Raw genomic sequence first — 23,912 nt, 5'->3', positions numbered from 1 at the left:
GGCAGCGGCCTGCAATGTCACCAAACTGACATTGCACCGTCGCCTTTACGTAATAGCGGTACCGTAGCAGCACCCCATTCAACAACGAAGGGGGCGCATAGTGCCATTTACTCGCAAGTTCTCAACGAACCTCACGAAGGTAGCGGCAGCACTGCTCCTTACCACATGCTCGTCTCTGGCATTCGCGCAGGATCGACATGATCTGGTTGTTGGCGTAGCCGATTTGCCGGCAACGCTCGAACCAGGCAAAGAGCTTTCCAATGTTGGCACCCGCGTCAATTACAGCATTTTCGACACGCTGATCCGACGCGACTTTCTCTCGGCAGAAGGCGGCGGCGGCTCCACCCTGATTCCGGGCCTGGCCACAAGCTGGAGCCGCATCGACGATCTGACACTGGAAGTGAAGCTGCGCGAGGGTGTTACCTTCCACAATGGTGCCGCCCTGACCGCCGAAGACATCGTTTTTACCTTCTCGCCACAGCGCCTCAGCGGCGAGAATGCGCTGCTTCCCGAAGGCCCGGCCTATTTCTCCGTGCTTGACGAAGTTGTGGCCGTTGATCCCCTTACCGTGCGCTTTGTCACCAAGGCACCCGATCCGCTGCTGGAACAGCGTCTGGCATCCTGGGCATCCTGGGTGGTCAACAAGGCAGACTGGGAAGCCAAGGCGGCAACCGATGGTGGCGTGCCGATGTTCCCGGTCGGCACCGGCCCCTACATGCTTGAAAGCTACAAGGCTGACGAGGCCATCCACCTTGTTGCTTTCGATGACTATTTCGGCGGCATGCCAACAGCCGCTTCGGTGACCTTCCGCGAGGTCCCCGAGCCCTCGACCCGTGTTGCGGGCCTGGTCTCTGGCGAATTCGACATTGTCACCAATGTTGCACCGGACCAGATCGACCAGATTAACGGGTATGATGACATCGAGACGCGCTCGGTGGTTCTGGCGAACTCCCATGTGCTGGTCTACAACGTCACCGACACCGTCCTTGACGATATCCGGATCCGCCAGGCCATGAATCTGGGCATCGACCGCGAGCTCCTCAATCAGGCGCTTTGGGGCGGTCAGGCCGTGGTTCCGAACGGGCACCAGTACCCCGAATACGGCGACATGTATAATCCTGACCATGTCGGGCTCGAATACGCCCCCGACCGCGCCAGGGCGCTACTGGCCGAGGCTGGATACAATGGCGAGCTCATCCGCTACACAACCCAGCCCAACTACTATCTGAACTCGCTGCCCGCCGCGCAGGCGATCATCGAGATGTGGAAGGAAATCGGCCTCAACGTCGAACTCAACGTTGTCGAGAGCTTCTCTGGCATCGACCCTTCAACGCTTCAGGTCCGGACCTGGTCCAATTCGACACGTTATCCCGACCCGGTCGGCGGCCTGTGGAATGTCTGGGGGCCATTTGGCAGCGCCCAGCGCGCGAACAAGAGCTGGATTGGCACAGAAAACCTCGCCCGTTTCAACGAGTTGGGGGCCATACTGCAAAGCACGGTTGATCTCGAAACGCGCCAGCAGGCGGCTTGGGAAATGCTCGAGCTGTGGAAGACCGATGCCCCCGGCACGATCCTTTATCAGCCGCTCGAGACCTATGGCGTCGCCAAGGACGTGAACTGGCAGCCGTACACGTTCTACTACATGGACCTGCGGCCCGAAAACCTCAGCTTCAATCGCGACTGATGGCCAGTTTGATCACACAGGGCAGAGGCGGCATTCGTGCCGCCTCTCAACGCTCCACCGAGCATTCCGGTGCCGAGCCCGTCCTTCAGATTTCCAACCTCACGGTCTCTTCGGGCAATCTCGAACTGGTCGAGCAGGTGAGCCTCGCCGTCATGCCGGGTGAAACTCTTTGCCTTGTTGGCGAGAGCGGTTGCGGCAAAAGCCTCACCTGCATGTCGGCCCTCGGTCTGCTCGACGAGGGCCTGACGGCCCGTGGCTCGGTGCGGCTGTTTGGAACGGAAACCCTTGGCGCACCCGAGCGCGTTCTCAACGCCATGCGCGGCCGTGATGTCACCATGATCTTCCAGAACCCCATGGCTGCACTCAACCCGGTCAAGCGGGTGGGCCTGCAGATCGCCGAAGCGATCCGGGAGCATACGGATCTGGTTGGCGGCGCGGTGGATCGCCGTGTGGTGGAACTGCTCGATCAGGTTGGTATTCCCAATGCCGCTCGCCACAAGACCTATTATCCACACCAGCTTTCCGGCGGCATGTGCCAGCGCGTGATGATCGCCATGGCACTGGCCTGTCGGCCCAGACTCCTGATCGCAGACGAGCCTACGACGGCGCTTGACGTGACCATTCAGGCGCAGATTTTACGCTTGCTGCGCGATCTTCAGGACGAGCTGGGACTGGCAATTGTCTTTGTCACGCACGACCTGGGCGTAGTTGCCGAGATCGCCGACCACGTCGCTGTCATGTACGCCGGACGCGTCGTCGAGGCAGGAACGGTTGACGCACTGTTTGAGGACCCACGCCACCCATACACCCGCGCCTTGATGGCTTGCCGCATCGGTTTTCAGCGCGAGCCCGGCACTCCGCTTGATGCCGTTGCGGGCACGGTGCCTGCACCATCCTCCCGCCCTGCCGGCTGCAATTTCGCACCGCGCTGTCCGCAGGTACAGGCACGGTGTCAGGTCGAGCCCCCACTCACCTCGACGAACGCGGGTACGATCGCCTGCCATCTGTTTCCCGCGCAGCCCATGGTGCCACAATGAAGCCCTCACCCGACCAGGGCGTCGTCGCATCCCATCTGGTGCAAACCTATCCGGTGGGTCGCACTATTTTCGGCCGTGGCGAACAGTTTCGTGCCGTCGATGGCGTCAGCTTCCATCTTGAGCAAGGCGAGACCCTTGGGATCGTCGGCGAAAGCGGCAGCGGCAAGTCGACACTGGGTCGGATGATTGCCGGCATTGAGGCACCAACCAGCGGTGACGTGACTTTCTGGGGCCAGCGCTACGCGCCTGTTGGCGCAGCACAATGGCGCCGACAGAGGCGGCTGGTGCAGATGGTGTTCCAGAACCCGGCCGCCGTTGTTGATCCGCGCTGGACCATACACGCCCAGGTTCGCGAAGCGCTGACCACCCATGAAACCCTGGCCCGCGCCGAGGCCGATCATCGTGCTCAGGAAATGCTTGCGCTTGTCGGGCTCGGGACCATGGGCAATCGTCTGCCGCACCAGCTTTCTGGTGGACAGCTACAACGTGCCGTGATCGCACGAGCGCTTGTGCTCCAGCCCAAATTGCTGGTTTGCGATGAAGCCGTCAGCGCGCTCGATGTTTCCGTGCAAGCCCAGATCATCAACTTGTTGCTTGAACTCCGCGACAGACTGCAACTCTCCCTGCTGTTCATCTCCCACGACCTCTCCGTTGTCCGCCATATCAGCCATCGTGTCGGCGTGATGTATCGCGGCCAGCTGCTCGAAATCGGTGACGCGCGTACGCTTTTTGAGGCACCGCAGCACAATTACACCCGTCGTCTGCTCGCTGCCATTCCCGCCGACACCCCTCGCCAGCGCCGCGAGCGCGACCTCAAAACCTTTGCCGCCCTGCCATGAGCAGACAGCGCCACACCAGAGTTTTTCCATGAGAATTATCGCCCATCGCGGTTTCAGCGCCGGATTTGCCGAGAACACCACCCAGAGCTGGGACGCTGCCTTGGCGGCCGGCGCCTTCGCCATTGAAACAGACATCCGTTTTTCCAGCGATGGCGTCGGTGTTTGCGCCCACGATGCCGATCTTGCCCGCCTGTTTCAGCGGCCCGAGCAAGTCAGCGCCCTGCCCTATGCAGAGCTGGCCAAACTTGAGAATGCAGACGGGGCCCGAATTGCACTTCTTTCGGATGTGCTGAGCTATGTTCGTGACGGCAATCGGGTTCTGCTCGATCTCAAGGAAGAAACGCCGCAAGCTCTGGATCGCCTATGGCAGACAATAAGTGCTGAGGTGCCGGCAACGCTGCGTCCGCTGCTTATCGCTGGATGCCACTCGCTCGAAGCCGTCCGGTTCTTCTGCGCGCAGGGCGAGACCAGTATTCTGGGTTTCATTCCCTCACCCGAACAGGCCGAAGCGTTCTGGCACGCCGGCGCAAGATCAATCCGGCTCTGGGAAAACGATGCATCACCCGCGCTGGTAAAGCGCCTGCGCAGCCTTGGAGCCGAAGTCTGGGTCACCAGTGGCGGCCATGGCACCGGCCTTGCGGGCGGCGATCACACGGGCACAGACATCGCGCAACTCGCCCAGTCAGGGGTCAGCGGCCTGTTGGTCAATGACGTGGCCATGGCCACCAGACGAGCGGAGGCGCTGGCATGAGCACCGGATCGACTCTGCTTGTAACCTTCGACGGCCTGCGCCGGGACCGCGCCACGGCCGACCTGATGCCCAATCTTGATCGTTTCATGCGCGAAGGCAGCAATTTCATCAATTCCCGCTCTGTCTTTCCCAGCGAAACGCGGGTCGCTGTCACATCAACCATGACTGGCTGTCCACCAGGCTCCCACGGCGTGGTAGCCAACCAGTTTATCCACCCGGTGCGCGCCGACGGCCTGTTCCGAACCGCTGAATGGGACGATCTCGAACTGGCCGCGCAGGCCGGACAGCTTCTTGACCGGCCCACCATGGGCCAGCACATGGCGAAGGCAGGCCGCACCATGGCGGTGGTCAGCACGGCCACCAAGGGCGCATCGCGGATGATGAATTCGAGCGCACATGCGCTCAGCCAACCGGTGTTTTCAATGCATGGCACACCCGTTTCCAGTCAGGATCTGCACCAGCAAGTCCTCACCCGGTTCGGCGAAATCCCCGCGGCGGAAGCGCCCAACACGGCCAGAATGACCTATGCCACTGACGTTTTGATCGGGCTTGTCTACGACACATATGATCCGGACTTCTGCGTCTACTGGATGAATGATCCCGATATGAGTTCTCACGCCTTTGGCGTGACGGCAGCCCAAACAGCGCAGGCCCAGAAAGGGTGCGACGACAATTTTGGTCGCATTCTTGACTGGTGGCGCGCCGGCAACGGACCCGAAAACATCATTGTCATGTCGGACCATGGCCAGATCACGGGTCAGCGCCAACTGGCCAATCTGGACATCATACCAGCCGAATTCGGTCGAGCCTCCATTGGCTCGTTCAGCGGCCTGTATCTGCACGATACGAGCGATCAGAACAAACAAGAGGTGGTTGACTGGCTGACCCGGCAGGATTTCTGCGGGCTGGTCTTCGCCACCGCAGCAAATGGCGCGCCCATTGCCGGCGCCCTCCCCTGGAGCGCCGTCCGTAACAATCATGCGCGGGGCGCAGATATCGGCTTTACGCTGCGCGCCACCGACTGTTCCAAGAACTATGGGCCGGACATCGACGCTTGCATTTTCGCCGCCTGGATTTCACCCGGCGGCGGCATGCATGGGGGGCTGAACAAGGGCGAGCTTTCAACCGTGCTTGCTGCGCAGGGTCCCGCTTATCGCAGCGGCTTTACCGCCGAAGCGCCGTGCTGGCTGCCCGACATTCTGCCAACAGTGCTGACGACAATGGGGCTGCCTCTGGATGGCACCGAAGGGCGCCCACTGGTCGAAGCACTCGCGGGAGCTGACCCGCGCTTTGGCCTCGTGCCACCCGTCGAAACGCGTCTCCTGCACGCCGAATGCAACGGGCACGAACAATATCTGCGCCAATGGATCGTCGATGGTCAGACCATCGTCGACTGCGGTTGGACAGCCGGCACCGGGGCGTGGTCGCAATGAAATTGACTTTTGTCCTTACCAAGCTGGCCCGCGGCGCGCTGACCCTGCTGCTGGCCGTCACCTTTGTCTTCATCGTGCTTCGCGCCTCGGGCGACCCTGCCCAGATCATGATGTCCGACGAAGCCTCCCCCGATGCCATCGCCAGGTTCCGCGAACGATGGGGTCTCGACCGATCCTATCTCGAACAATACCTGACCTATCTCTCGGCCATCGCGCAGGGTGACTTCGGCCTCTCCTTTCGCGACGGACGCCCCGCACTCGAGCTGGTGATGGAGCGGGTTCCTGTAACATTGTTGCTCGGCTCGGCAGCCTTCATGATCACACTGGTCCTGGGTATTCCTTCGGGCATCTTTGCTGCCTTGTCTCGGGGCAAGCTGGTTGACCAACTGACCATGTCCGCAACGATTTTCGGCCACAGCGTGCCGAATTTCTTCCTCGGCATCATCCTCATCCTGGTGTTCTCAATGACGCTGCGCTGGCTTCCCAGTTCGGGCACCGGGACCATCTGGCACCTGCTAATGCCCGCAATAACCCTGGGGACTGGTGCCGCCGCGACAATAGCGCGCTTTACGCGCTCGTCGGTGCTGGACGTCCTGCACCAACCCTTCATGCGCACCGCCAAGGCCAAGGGCATCCCTTACGACAGGCGGGTGCTGCGTCACGCCCTGCCCAATGCCGCTATTCCGGTCGTGACTGTGGTCGGCATGCGTATTGGCGGGCTGATTGGTGGTGCCGTCACCATCGAGACGGTATTCGCCTGGCCCGGGGTTGGCCTACTGCTCGTGAACTCGGTCAACCAACGCGACCTTGCCGTAGTGCAGGCGGTCGTCCTGCTCATCGCCTTGACCATGGTGGTGGTCAATCTGTGTGTCGACCTCGCCTATGGCTGGCTCGATCCGCGCATCGAACTCCATAACAAGCGGGCCGCCAAAGCATGACAACAATCCCTCTTTCTTCCGCCCCCATACCGCTCCGGCGCCTTGGTTGGCTGACTCGATTGTGGAAGACGCGTCCGCCCGTAGTGATTGGCCTGTCGATCATCTGGCTGGTTGTTGTCCTCATCGCCGCCCTGTTCGCCGAAGTGCTGGCACCCCATGGCTATGCCGATCAGAGCCTGCTCAAGCGGCTGCAGCCGCCGGCCTTTCTGGGTGGGCTCCCTGACTATCTGCTTGGAACGGATGGTCTGGGTCGCGACGTGCTCAGCCGGGTCATCTATGCCATGCGGACCAGCATTGTCATTGCTGTGATGGGCACGGTCATCAGCGCGTCCGTCGGCACCGCTCTGGGCATTATCGCCGCTCATTTCCGTGGCTGGGTCGATGACCTGATCATGATGCTGGTCGACTTTCAGGCAGCCATACCGTTCCTGATCGTGGCGCTGGCAGTTCTGGCGTTCTTCGGCAACAATTTCGTGCTGCTGGTGGTGCTGATCGGCCTGTTCGGCTGGGACGGCTATGCCCGTATCGCGCGCGGTCTGGTCCTTTCCACCAATGGCCAGGGTTACGCGTTCGCGATCCGCACATTGGGTGTCCACCCGGCGCGGGTGTATTTCCGCCATGTACTGCCCAATATGCTGAGCATCATCATGGTACAGATCACGTTGAATTTCCCCGAGATCATCCTGCTGGAAACCTCCCTGTCCTTCCTCGGTCTGGGGGTGCAGCCGCCTGGTACCAGCCTGGGCTTGTTGCTGGGCGAAGGGCGAAACTACCTTGCCACTGCTTGGTGGATCGGCATACCTGCCGGCGTCGTAATCTTCCTGACCACGCTCGCTATCAGTCTCGTTGGAGATTGGCTGCGTGACATGCTCGACCCAAACCTTAAAGGCGAGATCGCGTGACGCAGCCCCACAACCCTACGCGCCTCCAATCGCTTGACGAACTGAAGTTCTCCGCTGTCCTCTCGGACCTTGACGGCATTGTCTATCGGGGCGATGACGCTATCGCAGGTGCGGTCGCGCGGTTTAGAAGCTGGCACGACCAGGGCTTGCCCTACTGCTTCATCACCAACAATGCCGAAAAATCAGCGGACGACTTCGCCAGCAAGATCATCGGACTTGGCATACCCTGCACGCCCTATCAGGTCGTCTCCGCAGCAGAGGTGACCCTGGCCTATGTGAGCGCCCGCTATGCCCCCGGCACCCCGGTTTATGTTGTCGGCACGCCGTCATTCAAGAACAGGGTCGAAGCGGCTGGCTTCGTGCTCGCCAGCACCGCAGCGCAAGTGGTTCTCGTCGCACTCGACCGCCAGTTTGATTATTCGATGATGAAGGCCGCCCTGCGCAACGTGCTCGGCGGCGCCGAGCTCATTGGCACCAATCCAGATCTCATCCGCCCTGTCGATGACGGCTTCGAACCGGGCGCCGGCGCTATCGCACACTCTATCGCCACGGCGGCGGGTGTCTCGCCAAAGTTCATTGGCAAACCATCACCAGACATCATCCATCTGGCAATGGAACGGCTTGGCGTTCAGGCGCAATCCGCAATCATGCTGGGTGATCAACTCGATACCGATATCTTGGCCGCGCAGCGCGCCGGCGTAAGGGGCGTGTTCGTCGAAACCGGAGTGCCCATCAACCCCCGAAGCGCTGTGAAAACCGAGTATCTTCTGCAGCAGCTTTAGCCGCTTCGCGAAAAAGGCATGCTTGCCTCACACCGCCCCGTTTGAGGCTCGGCATTCTGACTCGACGCCTGATTTGTGTCCGCTTGGATTCCTGAAAACGGACTGTCCGCTCACCTCGCGACAATGGAAACAACCGGTGGCGTGCGGACCGGCGGCTTTTGTGAGAGCGGCGGTGTAAGCAGACATCCCGACAATGCCAAATGTCGTCGGTCATAGGATAATTCCTCTTCTCGTTCGCTGCCGACGGCGCCTCTGGAAAGACTGGTAAGTTTGCGCGATGGCATCGTGTCGACGGTTACCGCTTTGCACTACATAAAGATTCCAGTTTCCGCGAAACCTACCTCACTGACCTTATGCAGCGGGGTGGCGCCAAACCAGCGCGCCGGACGTGCACCAGTCAGGGCATGATCAAGCATCGCTTGATGCGGGATAATATCGTCTAGATCACAACGAGTGCATCGACGTTGATCCTTGATTTTGGCCGCACGAGGACACCCCGCATCGTCTACAATTGCACACGTAATGTGCTGGCGATCCAGTCTGTGATCTTTTGCAGCAGGGGCCTGCTCGCCCAATCCTTGGGCGCGACCTGCGATGAGCGCGCCAGATCTTGTTCAAAAATGGCTATTTGTTCGGTGGCAAATTCGTGGCTGTACACGTTGAGATTTGCCTCATCATTGAGCCGGAACGACCGTTCGTCGAAATTAGCAGATCCTATGGAGGTCCAGCTTTCGTCTATTACGATTATCTTGGCGTGATACATCGTGGGTTCATATTCGTAGAAATTGACGCCCGCTTCGAGCAGCTCCCCCCAGAAGTGTCTGGACGCAGAGCGAACAACATCCTTGTTATGGTGCTCGCCAGGAATAAGTATATCGATCATTACACCGCGACGCCGGGCGGCGATCAGCTGAGCGATGGCAATCTCGTCCGGCACAAAATAGGCCGTGCCAATTCGAATGTGGTCCTGAGCGCTAGCTAGTGCAGTCATGAGCATTGTGTGCATCACGTTGCGCGAGCCCGTTGTTGAATAGACCAGTTGCGCGAGTACATTTCCGGCAGGGGCAGTTTCAGGGAAATGCTCCTCTCCCTGCAACACCAGACCAGTGGCCTCCACCCAGTTGAATGCGAAAGCCCCCTGCATGCCCCTCACGATAGGGCCTTCAACACGGTAGTGAAGATCGCGGAATTCCTCTGGATTGCGAGCATCGCCAAGCCACTCGTCGGCAACTCCCACGCCTCCGATAAACCCAATGCGCCCATCGACGACCAGCAGTTTGCGGTGAGTTCGCGAATTCAGGCGATCCAATGTGAACCATTCGACGGGACGGAACCGCTCGACACTGGCGCCTGCCAACACCATCGACTGTATCAGACCGTATTCCATTGAGACGCTACCCTGCCAGTCAAGCAGCACGTTTACTTCAACTCCAGCAGCTGCGCGTTCGGCCAATGCTTTAGCAAAACGGGTCCCTATCGAGCCGCTCCAATATACGTAGGTTTCAAAGTTGATTGAGTGCTCAGCGCCCGCGATGGCTTGGAGCATTGCCGGAAAGATTTCGTCACCGTTTTGGAGCGTTTCGACGGCATTTCCGTCATCGCTACCGCCTCCGTGAAGCCCAAGCATGGCGCGCTCGAATTCTGCGGACCCAACAGCCATCTCAGTGTCGACGGGTCCTGATAACTCATGTGGTTCCGGGACCAGTATGATCGCCGCAAATGCGCCAATGATGCCAACGAGCACGAGTGCTAGCGCTCCAAGATAACGCTTTCGAAGAATGCGCATTCTAAACCTCAACCGAATTTTCCAGACGCTTTGTTCAAGCCCAAGAGTATGGGGCGACCTTTCAAGCGAGCACACTAATTTTGGAGAAAACGCCGGAAAACTGGGGGAATTGCCAGTTCAATTAGTCGTCATAATCACGCGTGTTGTTGGAACTGCGGTCTATCGTCGACATCGAGAAGGTGAATCGCGTTTCTGTCGCGTCTGACATGACATCGATACGCCCACAGTGCGCCTCAGCGATTTGATTGGCGATATAGAGCCCCAAGCCCAGACCTTTGGCATTCGATTTCACCGACCCACGGCGGAAGGGCTTAAATAGCTCTCCGATCATCTCCGCTGGAATGGGTTTGCCGCCGTTTGAAACGGATACTTCCAGTATCTCTTGATTACCCGCCGCTTGGATTCGAATTGGCAGATCTTGTGCGCCGTGCGTGACTGCGTTTCCAAGCAGGTTTGAAACGAGTTGCGCCAATCGGACATGATCGACTGGTGGGTTGTGGTCGATGCGAATGTCGACAGAAAACTCACGTTCCGGCCAAGCCGCCTGCTGTTCGTCAATGACCTGGGTTAGCGTCGGCTCAAGAGGCCGCCCGTGTTCAATATGCAGCACCATACCGTCGCCGTGCTGCGTCCGAGCAAGGTCCAGGATGTTTTCAATCAGTCCACTCATGCGTGACACGCTGCGCTGCATGAGTTGGAGTATCGTCGGCGTGCGCTCCGAAAAGCCGCGTTTTAGCAGCTGGCCCAGTCCCGCATCGACGGCCGCCAGTGGATTCCTCAGGTCATGACCCAGCACGGCAATAAACTGCTCCCGCAACTCGGCGTCGGCCTGGAGCGCAGCATTGGCCTTCTCGAGCTGCAATCTGGCGGCCCGCTCGGTTTCTTGAGCATTGACCAGCTCGCGTTCGTAACGCCGGCGCTCATGGGCTCGGAAAACTGTCACCCGCGTAAACAAAACGTCGCCGGCTTCGGTGCGCTTCTCTGCAGCGTTTGCCAGCACTGGCAAAAGCTCACCATCTGCCTTGATAATGTCGAGAGCAACCTCATCGAAAAAGCCCTGCATTCGCAGCAGCGGTGCGAAGTGGGTTTCATAGAATATGGCGCCGGACACATTCAGCAGATCCCGTAGCCGCTTCTCAAGCAGATCTTCGGGCCTCAGACCGGTCCATCGGCAAAAGGTGCCATTGAACTTGACGATACGGCCCTTTGGCGAAAGCGATAGATATCCGCAAGGCGCATTCTCATAAAGGTCTTCAAGGTCCTCGGGCACCAACTGATCAGACAAAGGCGTCCATCGCGTTGATGACCTCTTGGGGCGCACTCAAGTTGGGACAGTGACCACTCGCGTCGAGATAGACAATTTGGCTGCCGGCCACTTCACGGTGAACATATTCGCCGACCTCTTCAGCAGCAATGATATCGTCTCGGCATTGAAGAATCAGAGTGCGCGCCGTGACGTTTCGCAGGTCAGCGCGATTATCCGAAGTGAAAGTCGCCCGCGCGAACTGCTTGGCAATCTCTGGGTCGGTCCGACAAAAACTATTGGTCAACTCCTCGCTGAGCTCGGGCTTTTCGAGATTGCCCATGATCGCCGGTGCCATCGCCGCAGACCACCCCATGTGGTTGTCCGCAAGTGATGCAAGAAGTTCCTCGATCTGCGCCTCACTGAAGCCGCCGGTATAGTCCGCGTCGTCAATGTATCGCGGGGATGGCCCCACCATAACCAGGTCAGAGAACAATTCTGGGGCCTCAATTTGGGCGAGGGCGCCAATCATGGCGCTAACCGAATGGCCGACAAATACTGCATCCTTCAAACCCAGTTCGCGACCGATCTCGACCACATCGGCGGCATATCCACCGAGCGTGGCGTACTTCCTCGGATTATAGGCCGAATGGTCTGAACGCCCGGCGCCCACATGATCGAATAAAACGGTCCTAAACTGGCCGCGGAAAGACGGCTCAACAAAACGCCACATATTCTGATCACAACCGAACCCGTGCGCAAAGACAATCGTACGTTCGCCTGAACCGTCGATAGAAATGTTGTTTCGCTGGAGTATTGTCACTGGCACCTCGGTGTGAATCCGGTTGTCGCTGTTCTGAGCATGTTAAGCAATCCAGATAAGGATAGTGCGTGGATAGAACCGCCTAACAAATGCGGGACCTTGCGAAATTTTACTGTTCGATCAACTCCCGGACCTTCCTTCCGAGTTGGTCCATCTGAAATGGCTTGGTCAGGATTTGCATGCCAGTTTCAAGGTGGCCATGGTTCAGAACTGCTTTTTCCGCATAACCGGTGACGAATAGGACACGTAGTTCCGGGCGGCTCTCACGAGCTGCGTCTGCGATCTGGCGACCGTTCATGCCAATGCTTCCGTCGCCGTACCCTATACCGCGACTTGGCCTCTAGGCTCGCCCTGAAACGGAACAACGATTTTGGACCTTGAGATACGACCGTGGAGAACATCAGGATGGGTCGGATAATAGTCAGCAATTTCATCACTATCGATGGACTTTATAGCGGGCCAAATGACGACCTGGAGTCGCTATTCAAGTTCCGACATCCCAGTTATGCCGGCGACAACGCGTTTGACGACTACAACGTAAACATCTTGGAAAGCGCAGGCTTTTTGCTTTTGAGCCACACCGCCTTCCTTGGTAACAAGGCGTATTGGACAACTGTGCCGACGAGCGCCGAGCCCACCCCCGCGCGCCTTCGCTACGCCGAACTCATCGCCAACAAACCCAAACTGGTAGTGTCGGACCGGATAACGGTTGACGAACTCGAACCTTGGTCCAATACGCGCGTCATAAGCCGCCACGCGGCAAGCTCAGAACTGAAGATACTCAAGGAAACTCAGACAAGAGACATCCTCATCATCCTAAGCCGGCTGCTTTGGCAGGATCTGCTAGCACAAGGGCTGGTTGACGAGCTTCAGTTGACCACTTTCCCGCTGATCGGTGGTGAAGGCACCCCCATGTTCGAGACCCGTCCGACCGCAGCACTAAGGTTAGTCAGCTCACAGATATGGCCATCTTCAGGCAACGTACTGAATACTTATGAGCCGCTCGTCTTCTAAACATTGCGCAACGCTGGTCGCTTCGTTCGTCGTTCGCACGGCAATAACGGGATGAGCCATGGTTGGTGCAAAGCGAGGTGACCGGCCGTTTCGGGCCCCATCCCTGCCGGTCATACCGGTACGTGATGACGGTACAAATTCGATGAATGCACAGCCGTATCACCTCTCAAAGGCACCACTAAACCGCTTCACTAGCAGGTTAGCGCAAATAATAGGCTTGCACCGACATCGCTGAAAAAATAGGCTCGCTCCCGAAATGTCTGATATCAGATGTGTCGCCGATTTCCCCTAGGAAAAAATCATAAAGGATGCCGTCAATGAACAAGTTCCTCATTACCACCGCGGCGATCTCCGCAGCCGCCCTGCTGTCCGCCGCGCCAACAATGGCGCAGGACAAGACGCTGACGATTTCGTGGTGGGGTTTCAACGGCGAAAAGCTCGAAACGATCATCGTCGCGCCCTTCCGCGAGATGTGCGGCTGCGAGGTGGTGTTTGAAACCGGTAACAACGGCGAACGCCTGAACAAGATTCAAATTCGCAATGGCGGCGGCGTTGACGTGGCCTATTTCAGCGACAGCTACAGCCAGCAGGGCATTGAAGCCGGGCTGTTCCAGAAGATCGACGCATCCAAATTGCCAAATCTGGCCGGCAGCTATGAACTGGCCCAGGATCCACAGGGCGGCTATGGCCCGGCCTATTCGATCGGCCGCGTCGGCATTGTCTATGACAGCAGCAAGGTCTCGGCGCCCATCACCTCGTGGGACGATCTATGGCGCGAAGACCTGGCCTCATCGCTGTCACTGCCCGGCATCACAACCACGGCCGGCCCAATGGTGGTGATGAAGGCCGGCGATCACGTGGGCGTGGATGCCTTTGTTGACGCCGATGCCGCATTCGACAGCGTTGCTGCGCTCCGGCCCAATGTGGTCAAGAATTACAATACCGGCTCGGAGATGATCAATCTGTTCTCGACCGGAGAAGTCAGCGCCGCCATCGCGCAGGATTTCACCCTGGCCCAGATTCAGGCGGCTGTTCCCACCGTGGTCTGGGCTGATCTCGCCGAAGGCTCGATCGCAACCCTGAACACAGTCAACATTCCGGTCGGCGCCGCTGAACCCGAATTGGCCTATGAATTCATCAACTTCATCCTTTCTCCTGAAATCCAGCAGCAGCTGGCCGAGCAGGGTGTCGATGCGCCGGTGAACACTTCGGTAACCTTGACGCCGGAACAGGCTGCCCTGTGGACTTATGGTGCCGACGTTGTGGCCGGCCTGCAGCGCGTGGACTACGTCAAGATGAATGCTGCCAAGGGCGGCTGGGTTGATCGCTGGAACGAAATTTTCGGCATGTAAACCGCTTCCGCGGGGTGGTCAGGCCCACCCCGCCCCTACTCGCTTCGGCGCAAGGCTACCCCTTATGAAACGCTTCGCAGGCTGGACACTGGCCTCTCCCGCGACCGCGCTGGTCGTGGTTTTCCTTGTGCTGCCGGTCCTGGCGACCATCGCAACCACATTCACCACGCCCGCCGGTCCGTTCGCTACCTATGTGTCGTTTTTTGGCAGCGGGTTTCGCCGCACGGTGTTAGTACGCACGATCCAGATCTCGCTGATTACGACCGCCATTGCCCTGGTGATCGGCTTCGTGACCGCCTATGTGGTCTCGCGCGCGCCGGGCTGGCTGAAATCCATTCTGATTGTTGCGGCGGTGTTCCCGCTGCTGACCGGCGTTGTGGTCCGTTCCTTTGCCTGGCTTATCATTCTGGGCAAGAACGGAATTCTGAATTCGACCCTGCTCAATCTGGGCCTGATCAGCGAACCCTTCTCCATGCTCTACACGCAAGGCGCCGTTATCGTGGCCATGGTCTATCTGTTTGTGCCGCTGATGATCCTGACGCTGGTGGGTGTGCTGGAATCCATTCCTGAGGACCTGATTCAGGCATCATCCTCGCTCGGCGCCAAGCCGATAGCGACCTTCATGCAGGTGACGTTGCCGCTCGCCGTCCCAGGGTTGATCGTTGGCGCAGTGCTGGTGTTCACAGGTAGCTTTACCTCCTATGCGACACCGCAATTGTTGGGCGGCGAACAGGTCATGATGATGGGCACGCTGATGTATCAGCAGGCCATGGTCACCTTTGACTGGGTCGCGGCCTCTACCATTGCCGCGGTCATGGTGGTGATCACGATCGCCATCGTGCTGGTGATGACCCGGCTGGCCCGCCACCTCAACCCCATGGCTGTCTGATGACCCGGAACATTCATCCCCTGCTGATTGCGGCGACCACGCTGGTATTCATCTTTCTGGTTGGCCCACTGATCATCGTGTTTGGTGCGGCCCTCAGCGACACCAGCTATCTGACGTTTCCGCCGCAGGGCCTGACCCTGCACTGGTTCGAGAACATTTTCGCCATTAGCGCCTTTCGACGCACGATGGTAACCAGCCTGCAGACAGCTGTGCTGTCCACCGTGATCGCGTTGATCATTGGTATTCCGGCGGCCTATGCACTTAATCGACACCGCATACAATTGCCCGGCTGGTTGTCGACGCTGTTCGTTCTACCGGTGCTGGTACCGGAACTTGTGCTGGGCTTTTCGCTGCTCAAGAACCTGGCGGTGCAGCTTGATACACCGATCTATCTGGCCCTGCTGTTTGGCCATTCCCTGCTGGTTCTCCCCTATGTCGTGCGGGTGATCAGCGCGTCCCTGGCATCCTTCGATTTTTCGATAGAAGAAGCGGCGATCAGCCTTGGCTCCCCGCCGCTCAAGACCTTCTTCACAATCCTGCTGCCCAATGTCCGCTCGGGCGTCATCGCGGCGTTCATCCTCGCCTTCATTACCTCGATCAATGATGTGTCGATCTCGATCTTTCTGACCGGGCCAGGACTATCAACGCTGCCGATCCAGCTGCTGGCGCATATGGAGCAGTTTTTTGATCCCACTGTCGCCTCGGTTTCGGTGCTGCTGATGCTGCTTACCGTTGCCGTTATGGCCATTGTCGAGCGCACGCTCGGCCTCACATTCCTAGCCAAGTAGAATTCATGACCCAGGCACTCTCACTGCAGTCCATCTCCGCTCACTACGGCACCACCCAGGTGCTGGAGAACCTGTCGCTCGACGTTGCGGAAGGCGAACTGGTGTCACTGCTCGGCGCCAGCGGCTGCGGCAAGACCACCACGCTACGGCTCATCGCCGGCTTCTTGCAGCCCACATCGGGCAACATCACGCTGGGTGGCCGGGATCTGACCCGGCTGCCCTCGCATCAGCGCGATATTGGCCTGGTGTTCCAGAACTATGCGCTGTTCCCGCATCTGTCGGTTGCTGACAATGTCGGGTTCGGCCTGAAACAGCGCGGCATCTCGGGGACAGAAAGGACCCGGCGTGTCGACGCCATGCTGGATCGGGTCGGATTGGATCATCTGGCCGCGCGGCTGCCCGGAGCGCTTTCGGGCGGTCAAAAGCAGCGGGTTGCCCTGGCGCGCGCTCTCGTCATCGAGCCGCCCCTGCTGATGTTTGATGAGCCCCTGTCCAATCTCGATGCCAAATTGCGCGTTGATATGCGGGTGGAAATCCGCAAGCTACAGCGCGCCAATGGCACCACCTCGGTCTATGTCACGCATGATCAGGAGGAGGCATTCTCGATTTCCGATCGCGTGGCCATCATGCATCAGGGCCGGATTATGCAGCTCGATACGCCTGAGCAGCTCTACCAGAAACCAGCCAATGCCTTCGTCGCCCGTTTTGTGGGCTTCGAAAACCTCATCCCCATGCGCGTGCTGTCGCGCGACGGGGCCAAGATCACCGCTGAAACGGACGGCGGCGTGGCGCTCTCGCTGTCGCCTGAGCAGTTCGGTGTGATTCCTGACAGCTTCGTTCTGGCCTGCCGTGCCGATGGGCTGCTGGTGTCAGATGACCCGGCCATAGCAGGTATTCCCACGACACTGGGGCTGCGCACCTATCTGGGTCGAGCCTATCAATACCAGTGTGACACGCCGGCAGGCGCGCTGCTTGCCAATGGACCACTCACCCGGCCGCTGGAACCGGGCGCCGCGGCAAAGCTGGTGCCAGTACCCGAGCAATGCACCATTCTCGCGCCGGAATGAGCACGCTGTTCACCAATGCATGGGTGCTGACCATGGACCCGGCCATGGTCGAGCATGCCAATGGCTGGGTGCATGTTGAGGGCGACATGATCAAGGCCCTCGGCTCCGGCGCGGCACCCCAAATCGCAGGCGCAGAACTCGTCGATTGTGGCGGAGACATTGTCATGCCCGGCATGGTCAATACCCACTGCCACATGGGCATGTCGGTATTCCGCGGTCTGGCCGAAGATGTCGATGACCGGCTCTATCGCTATATCCTGCCGCTGGAGCGCAAGTTCGTTACCGCGGAAATGGTTCGGGTGGGCTCGGCGCTGTCTGCTCTGGAGATGATCGAGGCCGGCGTGACCAGCGTCGCTGACATGTATTATTTCGAAACCGAAGTGGGGCACATCGTCGCGCAATCGGGTTTGCGCGCCATTGTTGGTCAAACGCTCGCCGATTTTGACGCGCCCGATCACAAGGACTTTGACCGCGGCTTTGCGCTGACCGAGGAACTGGCCGAGACCTTCGCCGACCATCCGCTGGTGAGCGCGTCGATCGCGCCTCACGCTCCCTATTCCACCGGCCTGGACGCAATGTCCCGCATCGCGCAATGGTCCGCTGAGCATTCCACGGTGCCAGTGCAGATCCATCTGGCCGAAAGCCAGCTTGAAGTGGACTGGGCGCGGGAAAAGCACGGCTGCTCCTCCGTCGCGGTGGTGCATCAGGCCGGACTGCTCAAGCAGGGTCTGATTGCCGCCCACTGCCTGCATCTGAGCGATGAAGACATCGCGATGATGGTGCAGGCCGGGGTCGGCGCAGCCACCAACCCACGGTCCAATGGCAAGGCGGGCCGTGGTATCGCCCCGGTAGAAGCCATGCGCCGGGCCGGCATACCGGTTGGCATTGGCACCGATGGGCCGATGAGCGGCAATACGCTGGACCTGTTTGCCCAGTTCGCGCCGGTTTCCATGTTCGCCAAACTGCTGGCCGGCTCGCGCAAACCGCTTCCCGCCGGCGATGTCATTCGCATGGCGACAATTGAGGGAGCGCGCGTGCTGGGTCTGGATCGGCAGACCGGCTCTGTTGAGCCAGGCAAACAGGCAGATCTGATCCGCATCAGTCTGGCTTCCCCCCGCCTGCAGCCCATCTACGATCCATACGCCGTGCTGGTATTTGCCGCCGGCCCCAGCGATGTCCGCGACGTGATGGTCGCAGGTCGCTGGCTCAAGCGTGACGGCGCCGTGCAAACGCTCGAGCCCAAGAAGATCCTGCGTGATGCCATGCAGATTGCCCAAGCCTTCAAGGCCGAAATGACGCGCATAGATGGAGAACCGATGTGAGCCAGCTGGACGCCATTCTGAGCCATGTCGATGCGAGTCTGGACGCCAGTCTGGATCGCTTGTTTGAGCTGATTGCCATCCCCTCGATTTCAACCGAAGCGGCCTTTGCACCCGACTGCCGGCGCGCTGCCGACTGGTTGGCCGCCGAATTGAGCGCGCTGGGCATGGATGCCTCGGTGCGCGATACGACGGGGCACCCCATGGTGGTGGGTCATGGCCCCGGCATACCTGGGCCCCATGTGCTGTTTTATGGGCACTACGATGTGCAGCCGGTCGACCCGCTCGAGTTGTGGACCAACCCGCCCTTCGAACCCAAGCTGGTGCCTCAGCCGGATGGGGAAACCCACATTCTGGGTCGCGGCGCCTCGGACGACAAAGGCCAGTTACTGACCTTCATCGAAGCCTGTCGCGCTTGGAAAAACGTAACCGGCAGTTTGCCGATCCGGATATCGATGCTGTTCGAGGGCGAGGAGGAAGCCGGCAGTCCAAGCCTTGCGCCCTTCCTTGATGCGTATGGCGACGAATTGCGGGCCGACATCATGTTGGTGTGCGACACCGATATGTGGGACCACGATACCCCCGCCATCACCACCATGTGGCGCGGCTTTGTCAGTGAGGAGTTCGAGATCGTCTGCGGCGATCGCGATTTACACTCTGGCATGTTCGGCAGTGCCGCGCGCAATGCGGCACAGGTGATGGGCACAATCATCGGCAAGCTGCGTCTCGATGATGGCAGCGTTGGTATTCCCGGTTTTTATGACGACGTCACCGAATTGCCGGAGGTGATGCGCGAGCAATGGGCCTCGCTGCCCTTCGACGCCGAGAAATTTCTTGCCGATGTCGGCCTGACCACACCTGCCGGTGAGGCGGGCCGATCCGTGTTGGAGCAGGTGTGGGCGCGACCGACCTGCGAGATCAATGGGGTCTGGAGCGGCTATACCGGCGACGGGTTCAAGACGGTGATCCCCGCCCGGGCGAGCGCGAAGCTGAGCTTTCGGCTGGTTGACGGTCAGGACCCCGACCGCATCCGCGGCCTGTTCCGCGCCTTTGTTGAAAGCCTGTTGCCGCCAGATTGCAGCGTGACCTTCAAGGCCTATGCCGCGGCCGCAGCCCAGGCCATGCCGCTTGATGGCGCGCTGCTGAACAAGGCCAGGGACGCGCTCTCGATCGAATGGGAGCGGGAAGCCGCACTGGCCGGAACCGGCGGATCAATCCCCATTCTGGGCGAGTTCAAGCGGCGATTGGGCATGGATTCGCTGCTGGTCGGCTTTGCACGGTTCGACAACCGCATCCACAGCCCCAATGAAAAATACGACCTGTCGAGCTTTCACAAGGGCATCCGGTCCTGGGTCCGGATCCTGTCGGCTTTCTCGGAGACGCCAGCATGACCATCACCCGTTTCTCTGTTGCCCCCTTGCATGAGAGCACGATCCACCTGGCCGCCGTTGCCAGTGGGCGCGCACCGGCTGATCTCGTGATCACGGGCGCAAGAACGCTTTCGACCTATTCGGAGCGAATCGCGCCTGAGCGGGAAATCTGGGTGGCCAATGGCCGCATCGCAGCGGTGATGCCAGCAGGCGCTCACAAAAGCGGCCCTGCCCCCAAGCGTGTTTATGACGCCAAGGGCGGCACTATCGCGCCGGGCCTGGTCGATCCACACATTCACGTCGAGAGTTCGATGGTAACGGCCTGCGCCTATGCGGAAGCGGCCCTGCTCAACGGCACGACGACGATTTTCTGTGACAGTCATGAAATCGGCAATGTGATGGACGTCGCCGGCGTCGAGGCCATGCTCGAGGACGCCCGCATGGCGCCATTGTCGATCTTCTTGACGGTGCCATCGACTGTACCGGCAACCTCGCCGGAGCTGGAAACCGCCGGCGGTGATCTGACGCCTGCCAAGATTGGCGCCCTGTTCGACAAATGGCCCGAAGCGCTTGCTCTGGGCGAAAAGATGGATTTTGTGCCCGTGACCATGGGCGATCCGCGCAGCCATGCCATCATCGCGGAAGCCCTCAAGCGCAATCGGCCCGTTTCGGGACACATCTATGGTCGCGAACTGGTGCCGGCCTATGCTGCTGCTGGTGTCACCGACACGCATGAGGCGATTGACCGAGCCATCGCTGACGACCTGATCGACGCCGGGATCTGGGTCTTCCTGCGCGGTGGCAACCCGGCGACGCCGTGGAATTCGATCGTGGAGGCCATCAAGCCGATTACCGAACTGGGCGCCAGTCACAAGCGGTTTTGCCTCTGCACCGATGATCGCGATGCCGATGATCTGCTGAATTTCGGGCTGGACTGGGTGGTGCGCGAAGCCATTCGCTGCGGCATGAAACCGGAACAGGCCTGGGCCATGGGCTCCCTGCATGGTGCGACGCGGTTTGGGCTTGGCGATGAAATTGGCGGGCTTGGTGGTGGTCGCCGCGCCGATCTGGTCTTGCTCGATGACGAGATGAAACCGGTCAGCACCTGGTATGGCGGCGAACTGATGGTCGATGACCGCAAGGTTGCACCGGTGCTCGAAGAGACATTGAACCAGCGTTATCGCTATCCAGAGACTGCCTACAACACCGTGCATCTGCCCAAGACACGCAAGCTGGTACCCGACCTGCCAAGCGGCCCGGTCGTGGCCAATGCCATTGGTATCGAAATGCCCGGTATCGTGTTGCCGCACCGCAAGGTGGCCATCGCCCCGGCCAATGACTGGGCCTCAATTCTCGAGCGCGACAACCTGAGTTTTGTCACTGTCATCGAGCGCCATGGCAAGTCCGATGGTGGCATGGCCCATGGTCTGCTGCACGACTTCGGGATCAAGGATGGCGCCGTCGGCTCCAGCGTCGGTCACGACAGCCACAACATTATTGTTGCGGGCAGCAATGAGGCCGACATGGCCCTCGCGCTTGATACCATTGAGGCCGCCAAGGGCGGCATCGTGGTCGTGCAGCAGGGCAAGGTCATTGCCTTTGTCGGCCTGCCGGTTGCCGGTCTGCTTTCGGACAAGCGGGTGCACGAAGTTGCTGCCGAAAATCAGGCGCTTAAGACAGCTTGGTCAGCGGTGGGATGCACTATTCCCTATATGGGGTTCAACCTGATCCCCCTGTCGGTCATCCCCGAAATCCGCATCACCGACAAGGGTTTGGTCAAGGTGCCTGAAATGGTGATTGCTCCCCTCTATGACTAGACGCGTCATCATCGATACCGATCCAGGCCTGGACGATGCCGTGGCGATCCTGTTTGCACTGGCCAGCGGTCTGTTCGACGTCATCGGGGTCACCACCCTTGCCGGCAACATCGGTCTGGAACGGACAACGGCCAATGCCGGCGCGCTGCTGACGGCAATGGGGCGTAGCGACATCCCGGTCATCTCGGGTGCGGCCACTGCCATGCTGCGTGACAATATCGATGCCAGTGTCATTCACGGCGATGATGGACTACGCGGCGTCACGCTGCCCGAAGCCCTGATGAGCCCACAAAGCGGCGCAGTGGACTGGCTTGCCAGGACGCTGACGGACGCGCCGTCCGGGTCGATCGACATTCTGGCGCTCGGCCCGCTGACCAATATGGCGCAGTTGGTCACACATCATCCTGCAGCCGCCGAACGCATTGGCCATCTCATCGTCATGGGTGGCACGATCCATGAACCTGGCAATGCAGGTCCTATGGCGGAATTCAACTTTGCCTTCGACCCCGAAGCCGTTTCGACCGTATTGCGCTCGGGCATCAAGACAACCATCGTGCCACTTGATGTGACACGGCGTGTTCGGGCCGACCGCCCCTATGTCAAAGCGCTGCGCCAGACCCCGGCCGGCGATATTGCGGCCAATCTCATCACGGCCTACCTGCAGGACGACAGACAAAGCCGACCGCTGCATGATCCCTGCGTGATGCTGCTGGCAGTGGCACCGGGACTGTTCGAGGTCGAACGGTTCTGTCTGGGCGTTGATCTGGCCCTTGATGCCGATGCTGGCAGACTGCGCCTGAGCGAGACGGGCTCGCCCGTCAATGTCGCCATGCGGGTGGATGTCGAGGGCGCCCTGGCCCTACTCGCAAGCGCCTTCGACTAGCGCAATTCGGCTTCGACCAGCGCAGTCCAGTAACGGGCCCCGGTCAGGATAGCCGCATCGTTGAAATCATAGCGAGAATTGTGGTGCAGCGCGCCATCAACTGCCGGCCCGTTGCCAAGCCAGACATAGCAACCGGGCACCAGATTGCCGAACTCGGCAAAATCGTCGCCTGCCGTGGAGGGCGGAAAATCGGTAACCACCGGCTTGCCGGTCACCTGTCGGGCCGCTGCCAGGGCCGTCTCGGTCGCTTTGAGGTCGTTGATGACAGGCGCTATTCGGCGCTTGAAACTGTAACTCGCCGTGATGCCGAAACTGGTAGCAATGCCCGCGGCCAATTGGCCGATCTCAAGCTCAAGTTGCTCACGGACCTCGGCAGAATAGGCACGGGCCGTCCCCCCGATACGCACGTCATCGGGAATGACATTGAGCGCCCGGAAATCTCCGCCGCTGATGGCACAGGCGCTGACCACGGCAGGTTGCAGCGGGTCGACGCGGCGGGCCACGATGGTATGCAGCGCTGTCAGGAAGTGGGCCGCAGCCGTCATGCCATCACGACCGAGATGGGGTTTGGCGCCATGGGTTCCAATCCCGTGGAACGCTACCTCCCAGCTGTCGGAGGACGCCAGTTGAGGTCCCGCGACCACCGCCATCTCGTCGGTTGCCAGTCCGGGCATATTATGCAGGCCATAGACGGCATCAATCGGGAAACGATCAAGGAAACCATCAGCCAGCATTGCCCGGGCCCCTCCCCGACCCTCTTCGGCAGGCTGGAAAATGAAGTGCACTGTTCCCGAAAACTGTCTGGTTCGCGCCAGATGACGGGCGGCGGCAAGCAGCATCACAGTGTGCCCGTCATGGCCACAGGCATGCATGGTGTTGGCCACGGTGGATTTGTACTTGGGCTCGCCCAATTCGGGCATGGCCAGGGCATCCATATCGGCGCGCAACGCGATGGCGCGGCCACCATGGCCGACGCTGATCGTGCCGACAATGCCGGTCTTGCCCAGCCCCCGGTCCACCGCAATCCCCGCGTCAGCCAACAGGCGCGCGACGATATCACTGGTCCGGACTTCCTCGAACCCAAGCTCGGGATGGGCGTGCAGATCATGACGTAACGCGATCATCGCATCGAGTTCGAATGGATCACTGTCCTTGTGGGGCATGGATTGCTAAGCTCTTGAAAATCAACGTTGCT

Annotated in this window: 21 protein-coding genes and 1 pseudogene; 17 read left to right on the top strand and 5 right to left on the bottom strand. The window is 59.8% G+C overall.

Going from position 1 to position 23,912, the window contains the following annotated elements; translation table 11 throughout:
• Positions 1-223: 223 nt before the first annotated feature.
• Genes KD146_RS05120 through KD146_RS05085 form a run of 8 tightly spaced genes read left to right on the top strand, consistent with a single transcriptional unit; the run spans position 224 to position 8,366 of the window.
• A complete protein-coding gene (locus KD146_RS05120) occupies positions 224-1,684 on the top strand; it encodes an ABC transporter substrate-binding protein (RefSeq protein WP_249327583.1) in 1,461 nt (486 codons plus the stop codon).
• Positions 1,684-2,721, top strand: coding sequence for an ABC transporter ATP-binding protein (locus KD146_RS05115; protein WP_212657650.1), 1,038 nt, complete (start codon positions 1,684-1,686; stop codon positions 2,719-2,721). The genes KD146_RS05120 and KD146_RS05115 overlap by 1 nt, the downstream gene beginning before the upstream one ends.
• Positions 2,718-3,560 (top strand): ATP-binding cassette domain-containing protein, encoded by an 843-nt coding sequence (locus KD146_RS05110; RefSeq protein ID WP_212657649.1) that lies wholly within the window; start codon positions 2,718-2,720, stop codon positions 3,558-3,560. Before KD146_RS05115 ends, KD146_RS05110 begins: the two co-directional genes overlap by 4 nt.
• 28 nt (positions 3,561-3,588) lie before the next feature.
• Positions 3,589-4,311, top strand: a complete 723-nt coding sequence (locus KD146_RS05105) for a glycerophosphodiester phosphodiesterase (protein ID WP_212657648.1) — start codon at positions 3,589-3,591, stop codon at positions 4,309-4,311.
• Positions 4,308-5,744, top strand: coding sequence for an alkaline phosphatase family protein (locus KD146_RS05100; RefSeq protein WP_212657647.1), 1,437 nt, complete (start codon positions 4,308-4,310; stop codon positions 5,742-5,744). Before KD146_RS05105 ends, KD146_RS05100 begins: the two co-directional genes overlap by 4 nt.
• Positions 5,741-6,682, top strand: a complete 942-nt coding sequence (locus KD146_RS05095; protein WP_212657646.1) for an ABC transporter permease — start codon at positions 5,741-5,743, stop codon at positions 6,680-6,682. Before KD146_RS05100 ends, KD146_RS05095 begins: the two co-directional genes overlap by 4 nt.
• Entirely contained in the window at positions 6,679-7,584 is a 906-nt protein-coding gene (locus KD146_RS05090; RefSeq protein WP_212657645.1) for an ABC transporter permease, read from the top strand. The genes KD146_RS05095 and KD146_RS05090 overlap by 4 nt, the downstream gene beginning before the upstream one ends.
• Positions 7,581-8,366 (top strand): HAD-IIA family hydrolase, encoded by a 786-nt coding sequence (locus KD146_RS05085; protein ID WP_212657644.1) that lies wholly within the window; start codon positions 7,581-7,583, stop codon positions 8,364-8,366. Before KD146_RS05090 ends, KD146_RS05085 begins: the two co-directional genes overlap by 4 nt.
• A 505-nt stretch (positions 8,367-8,871) precedes the next feature.
• Here KD146_RS05085 and KD146_RS05080 read toward each other — a convergent pair.
• From KD146_RS05080 to KD146_RS05065, 4 genes and pseudogenes are all read right to left on the bottom strand, one after another.
• Positions 8,872-10,152, bottom strand: a complete 1,281-nt coding sequence (locus tag KD146_RS05080; RefSeq protein WP_212657643.1) for a phospholipase D-like domain-containing protein — start codon at positions 10,150-10,152, stop codon at positions 8,872-8,874.
• A 121-nt stretch (positions 10,153-10,273) separates the two neighbouring features.
• Entirely contained in the window at positions 10,274-11,437 is a 1,164-nt protein-coding gene (locus KD146_RS05075) for a PAS domain-containing sensor histidine kinase (RefSeq protein ID WP_212657642.1), read from the bottom strand.
• Positions 11,430-12,218, bottom strand: coding sequence for an alpha/beta fold hydrolase (locus KD146_RS05070; protein WP_212657641.1), 789 nt, complete (start codon positions 12,216-12,218; stop codon positions 11,430-11,432). Before KD146_RS05070 ends, KD146_RS05075 begins: the two co-directional genes overlap by 8 nt.
• 109 nt (positions 12,219-12,327) lie before the next feature.
• A pseudogene (locus KD146_RS05065) lies at positions 12,328-12,519 on the bottom strand (response regulator); the annotation flags it as partial.
• 89 nt (positions 12,520-12,608) lie between these two features.
• On the opposite strand from KD146_RS05065, the gene KD146_RS05060 reads away from it, so the two are divergent.
• The 9 genes from KD146_RS05060 (at position 12,609) to KD146_RS05020 (ending at position 22,717) form a co-directional block, all read left to right on the top strand.
• Positions 12,609-13,232: a dihydrofolate reductase family protein gene (locus tag KD146_RS05060; RefSeq protein WP_212657639.1), complete on the top strand. Its 624-nt coding sequence runs from the start codon at positions 12,609-12,611 to the stop codon at positions 13,230-13,232.
• A 317-nt stretch (positions 13,233-13,549) separates the two neighbouring features.
• Positions 13,550-14,584: an ABC transporter substrate-binding protein gene (locus KD146_RS05055; protein ID WP_212657638.1), complete on the top strand. Its 1,035-nt coding sequence runs from the start codon at positions 13,550-13,552 to the stop codon at positions 14,582-14,584.
• A gap of 64 nt (positions 14,585-14,648) precedes the next feature.
• Positions 14,649-15,473 (top strand): ABC transporter permease, encoded by an 825-nt coding sequence (locus KD146_RS05050; protein ID WP_212657637.1) that lies wholly within the window; start codon positions 14,649-14,651, stop codon positions 15,471-15,473.
• Entirely contained in the window at positions 15,470-16,261 is a 792-nt protein-coding gene (locus tag KD146_RS05045; RefSeq protein ID WP_427857082.1) for an ABC transporter permease, read from the top strand. Before KD146_RS05050 ends, KD146_RS05045 begins: the two co-directional genes overlap by 4 nt.
• A 5-nt stretch (positions 16,262-16,266) precedes the next feature.
• On the top strand, positions 16,267-17,328 hold the full coding sequence (locus KD146_RS05040; protein ID WP_212657635.1) for an ABC transporter ATP-binding protein: 1,062 nt from the start codon (positions 16,267-16,269) through the stop codon (positions 17,326-17,328).
• The gene (locus tag KD146_RS05035) at positions 17,304-18,650 is read left to right on the top strand and encodes an amidohydrolase family protein (protein ID WP_249327581.1); all 1,347 of its coding nucleotides are present in this window, start codon (positions 17,304-17,306) and stop codon (positions 18,648-18,650) included. The genes KD146_RS05040 and KD146_RS05035 overlap by 25 nt, the downstream gene beginning before the upstream one ends.
• Positions 18,647-20,038, top strand: coding sequence for a M20/M25/M40 family metallo-hydrolase (locus KD146_RS05030; protein WP_212657634.1), 1,392 nt, complete (start codon positions 18,647-18,649; stop codon positions 20,036-20,038). Before KD146_RS05035 ends, KD146_RS05030 begins: the two co-directional genes overlap by 4 nt.
• A complete protein-coding gene (locus KD146_RS05025) occupies positions 20,035-21,834 on the top strand; it encodes an adenine deaminase (RefSeq protein WP_212657633.1) in 1,800 nt (599 codons plus the stop codon). The genes KD146_RS05030 and KD146_RS05025 overlap by 4 nt, the downstream gene beginning before the upstream one ends.
• Positions 21,827-22,717, top strand: a complete 891-nt coding sequence (locus KD146_RS05020; RefSeq protein WP_212657632.1) for a nucleoside hydrolase — start codon at positions 21,827-21,829, stop codon at positions 22,715-22,717. The genes KD146_RS05025 and KD146_RS05020 overlap by 8 nt, the downstream gene beginning before the upstream one ends.
• Here KD146_RS05020 and KD146_RS05015 read toward each other — a convergent pair.
• Positions 22,714-23,880 (bottom strand): M20 aminoacylase family protein, encoded by a 1,167-nt coding sequence (locus KD146_RS05015; RefSeq protein ID WP_212657631.1) that lies wholly within the window; start codon positions 23,878-23,880, stop codon positions 22,714-22,716. The two genes, KD146_RS05020 and KD146_RS05015, sit on opposite strands and share 4 nt — an antisense overlap.
• Positions 23,881-23,912: the final 32 nt, after the last annotated feature.

The sequence above is a fragment of the Devosia litorisediminis genome (assembly GCF_018334155.1).
GTDB lineage: Bacteria > Pseudomonadota > Alphaproteobacteria > Rhizobiales > Devosiaceae > Devosia > Devosia litorisediminis.
The sequence above is the reverse complement of the archived record's forward strand: the minus strand, read 5'-3'. Positions and strand labels throughout refer to the sequence as shown.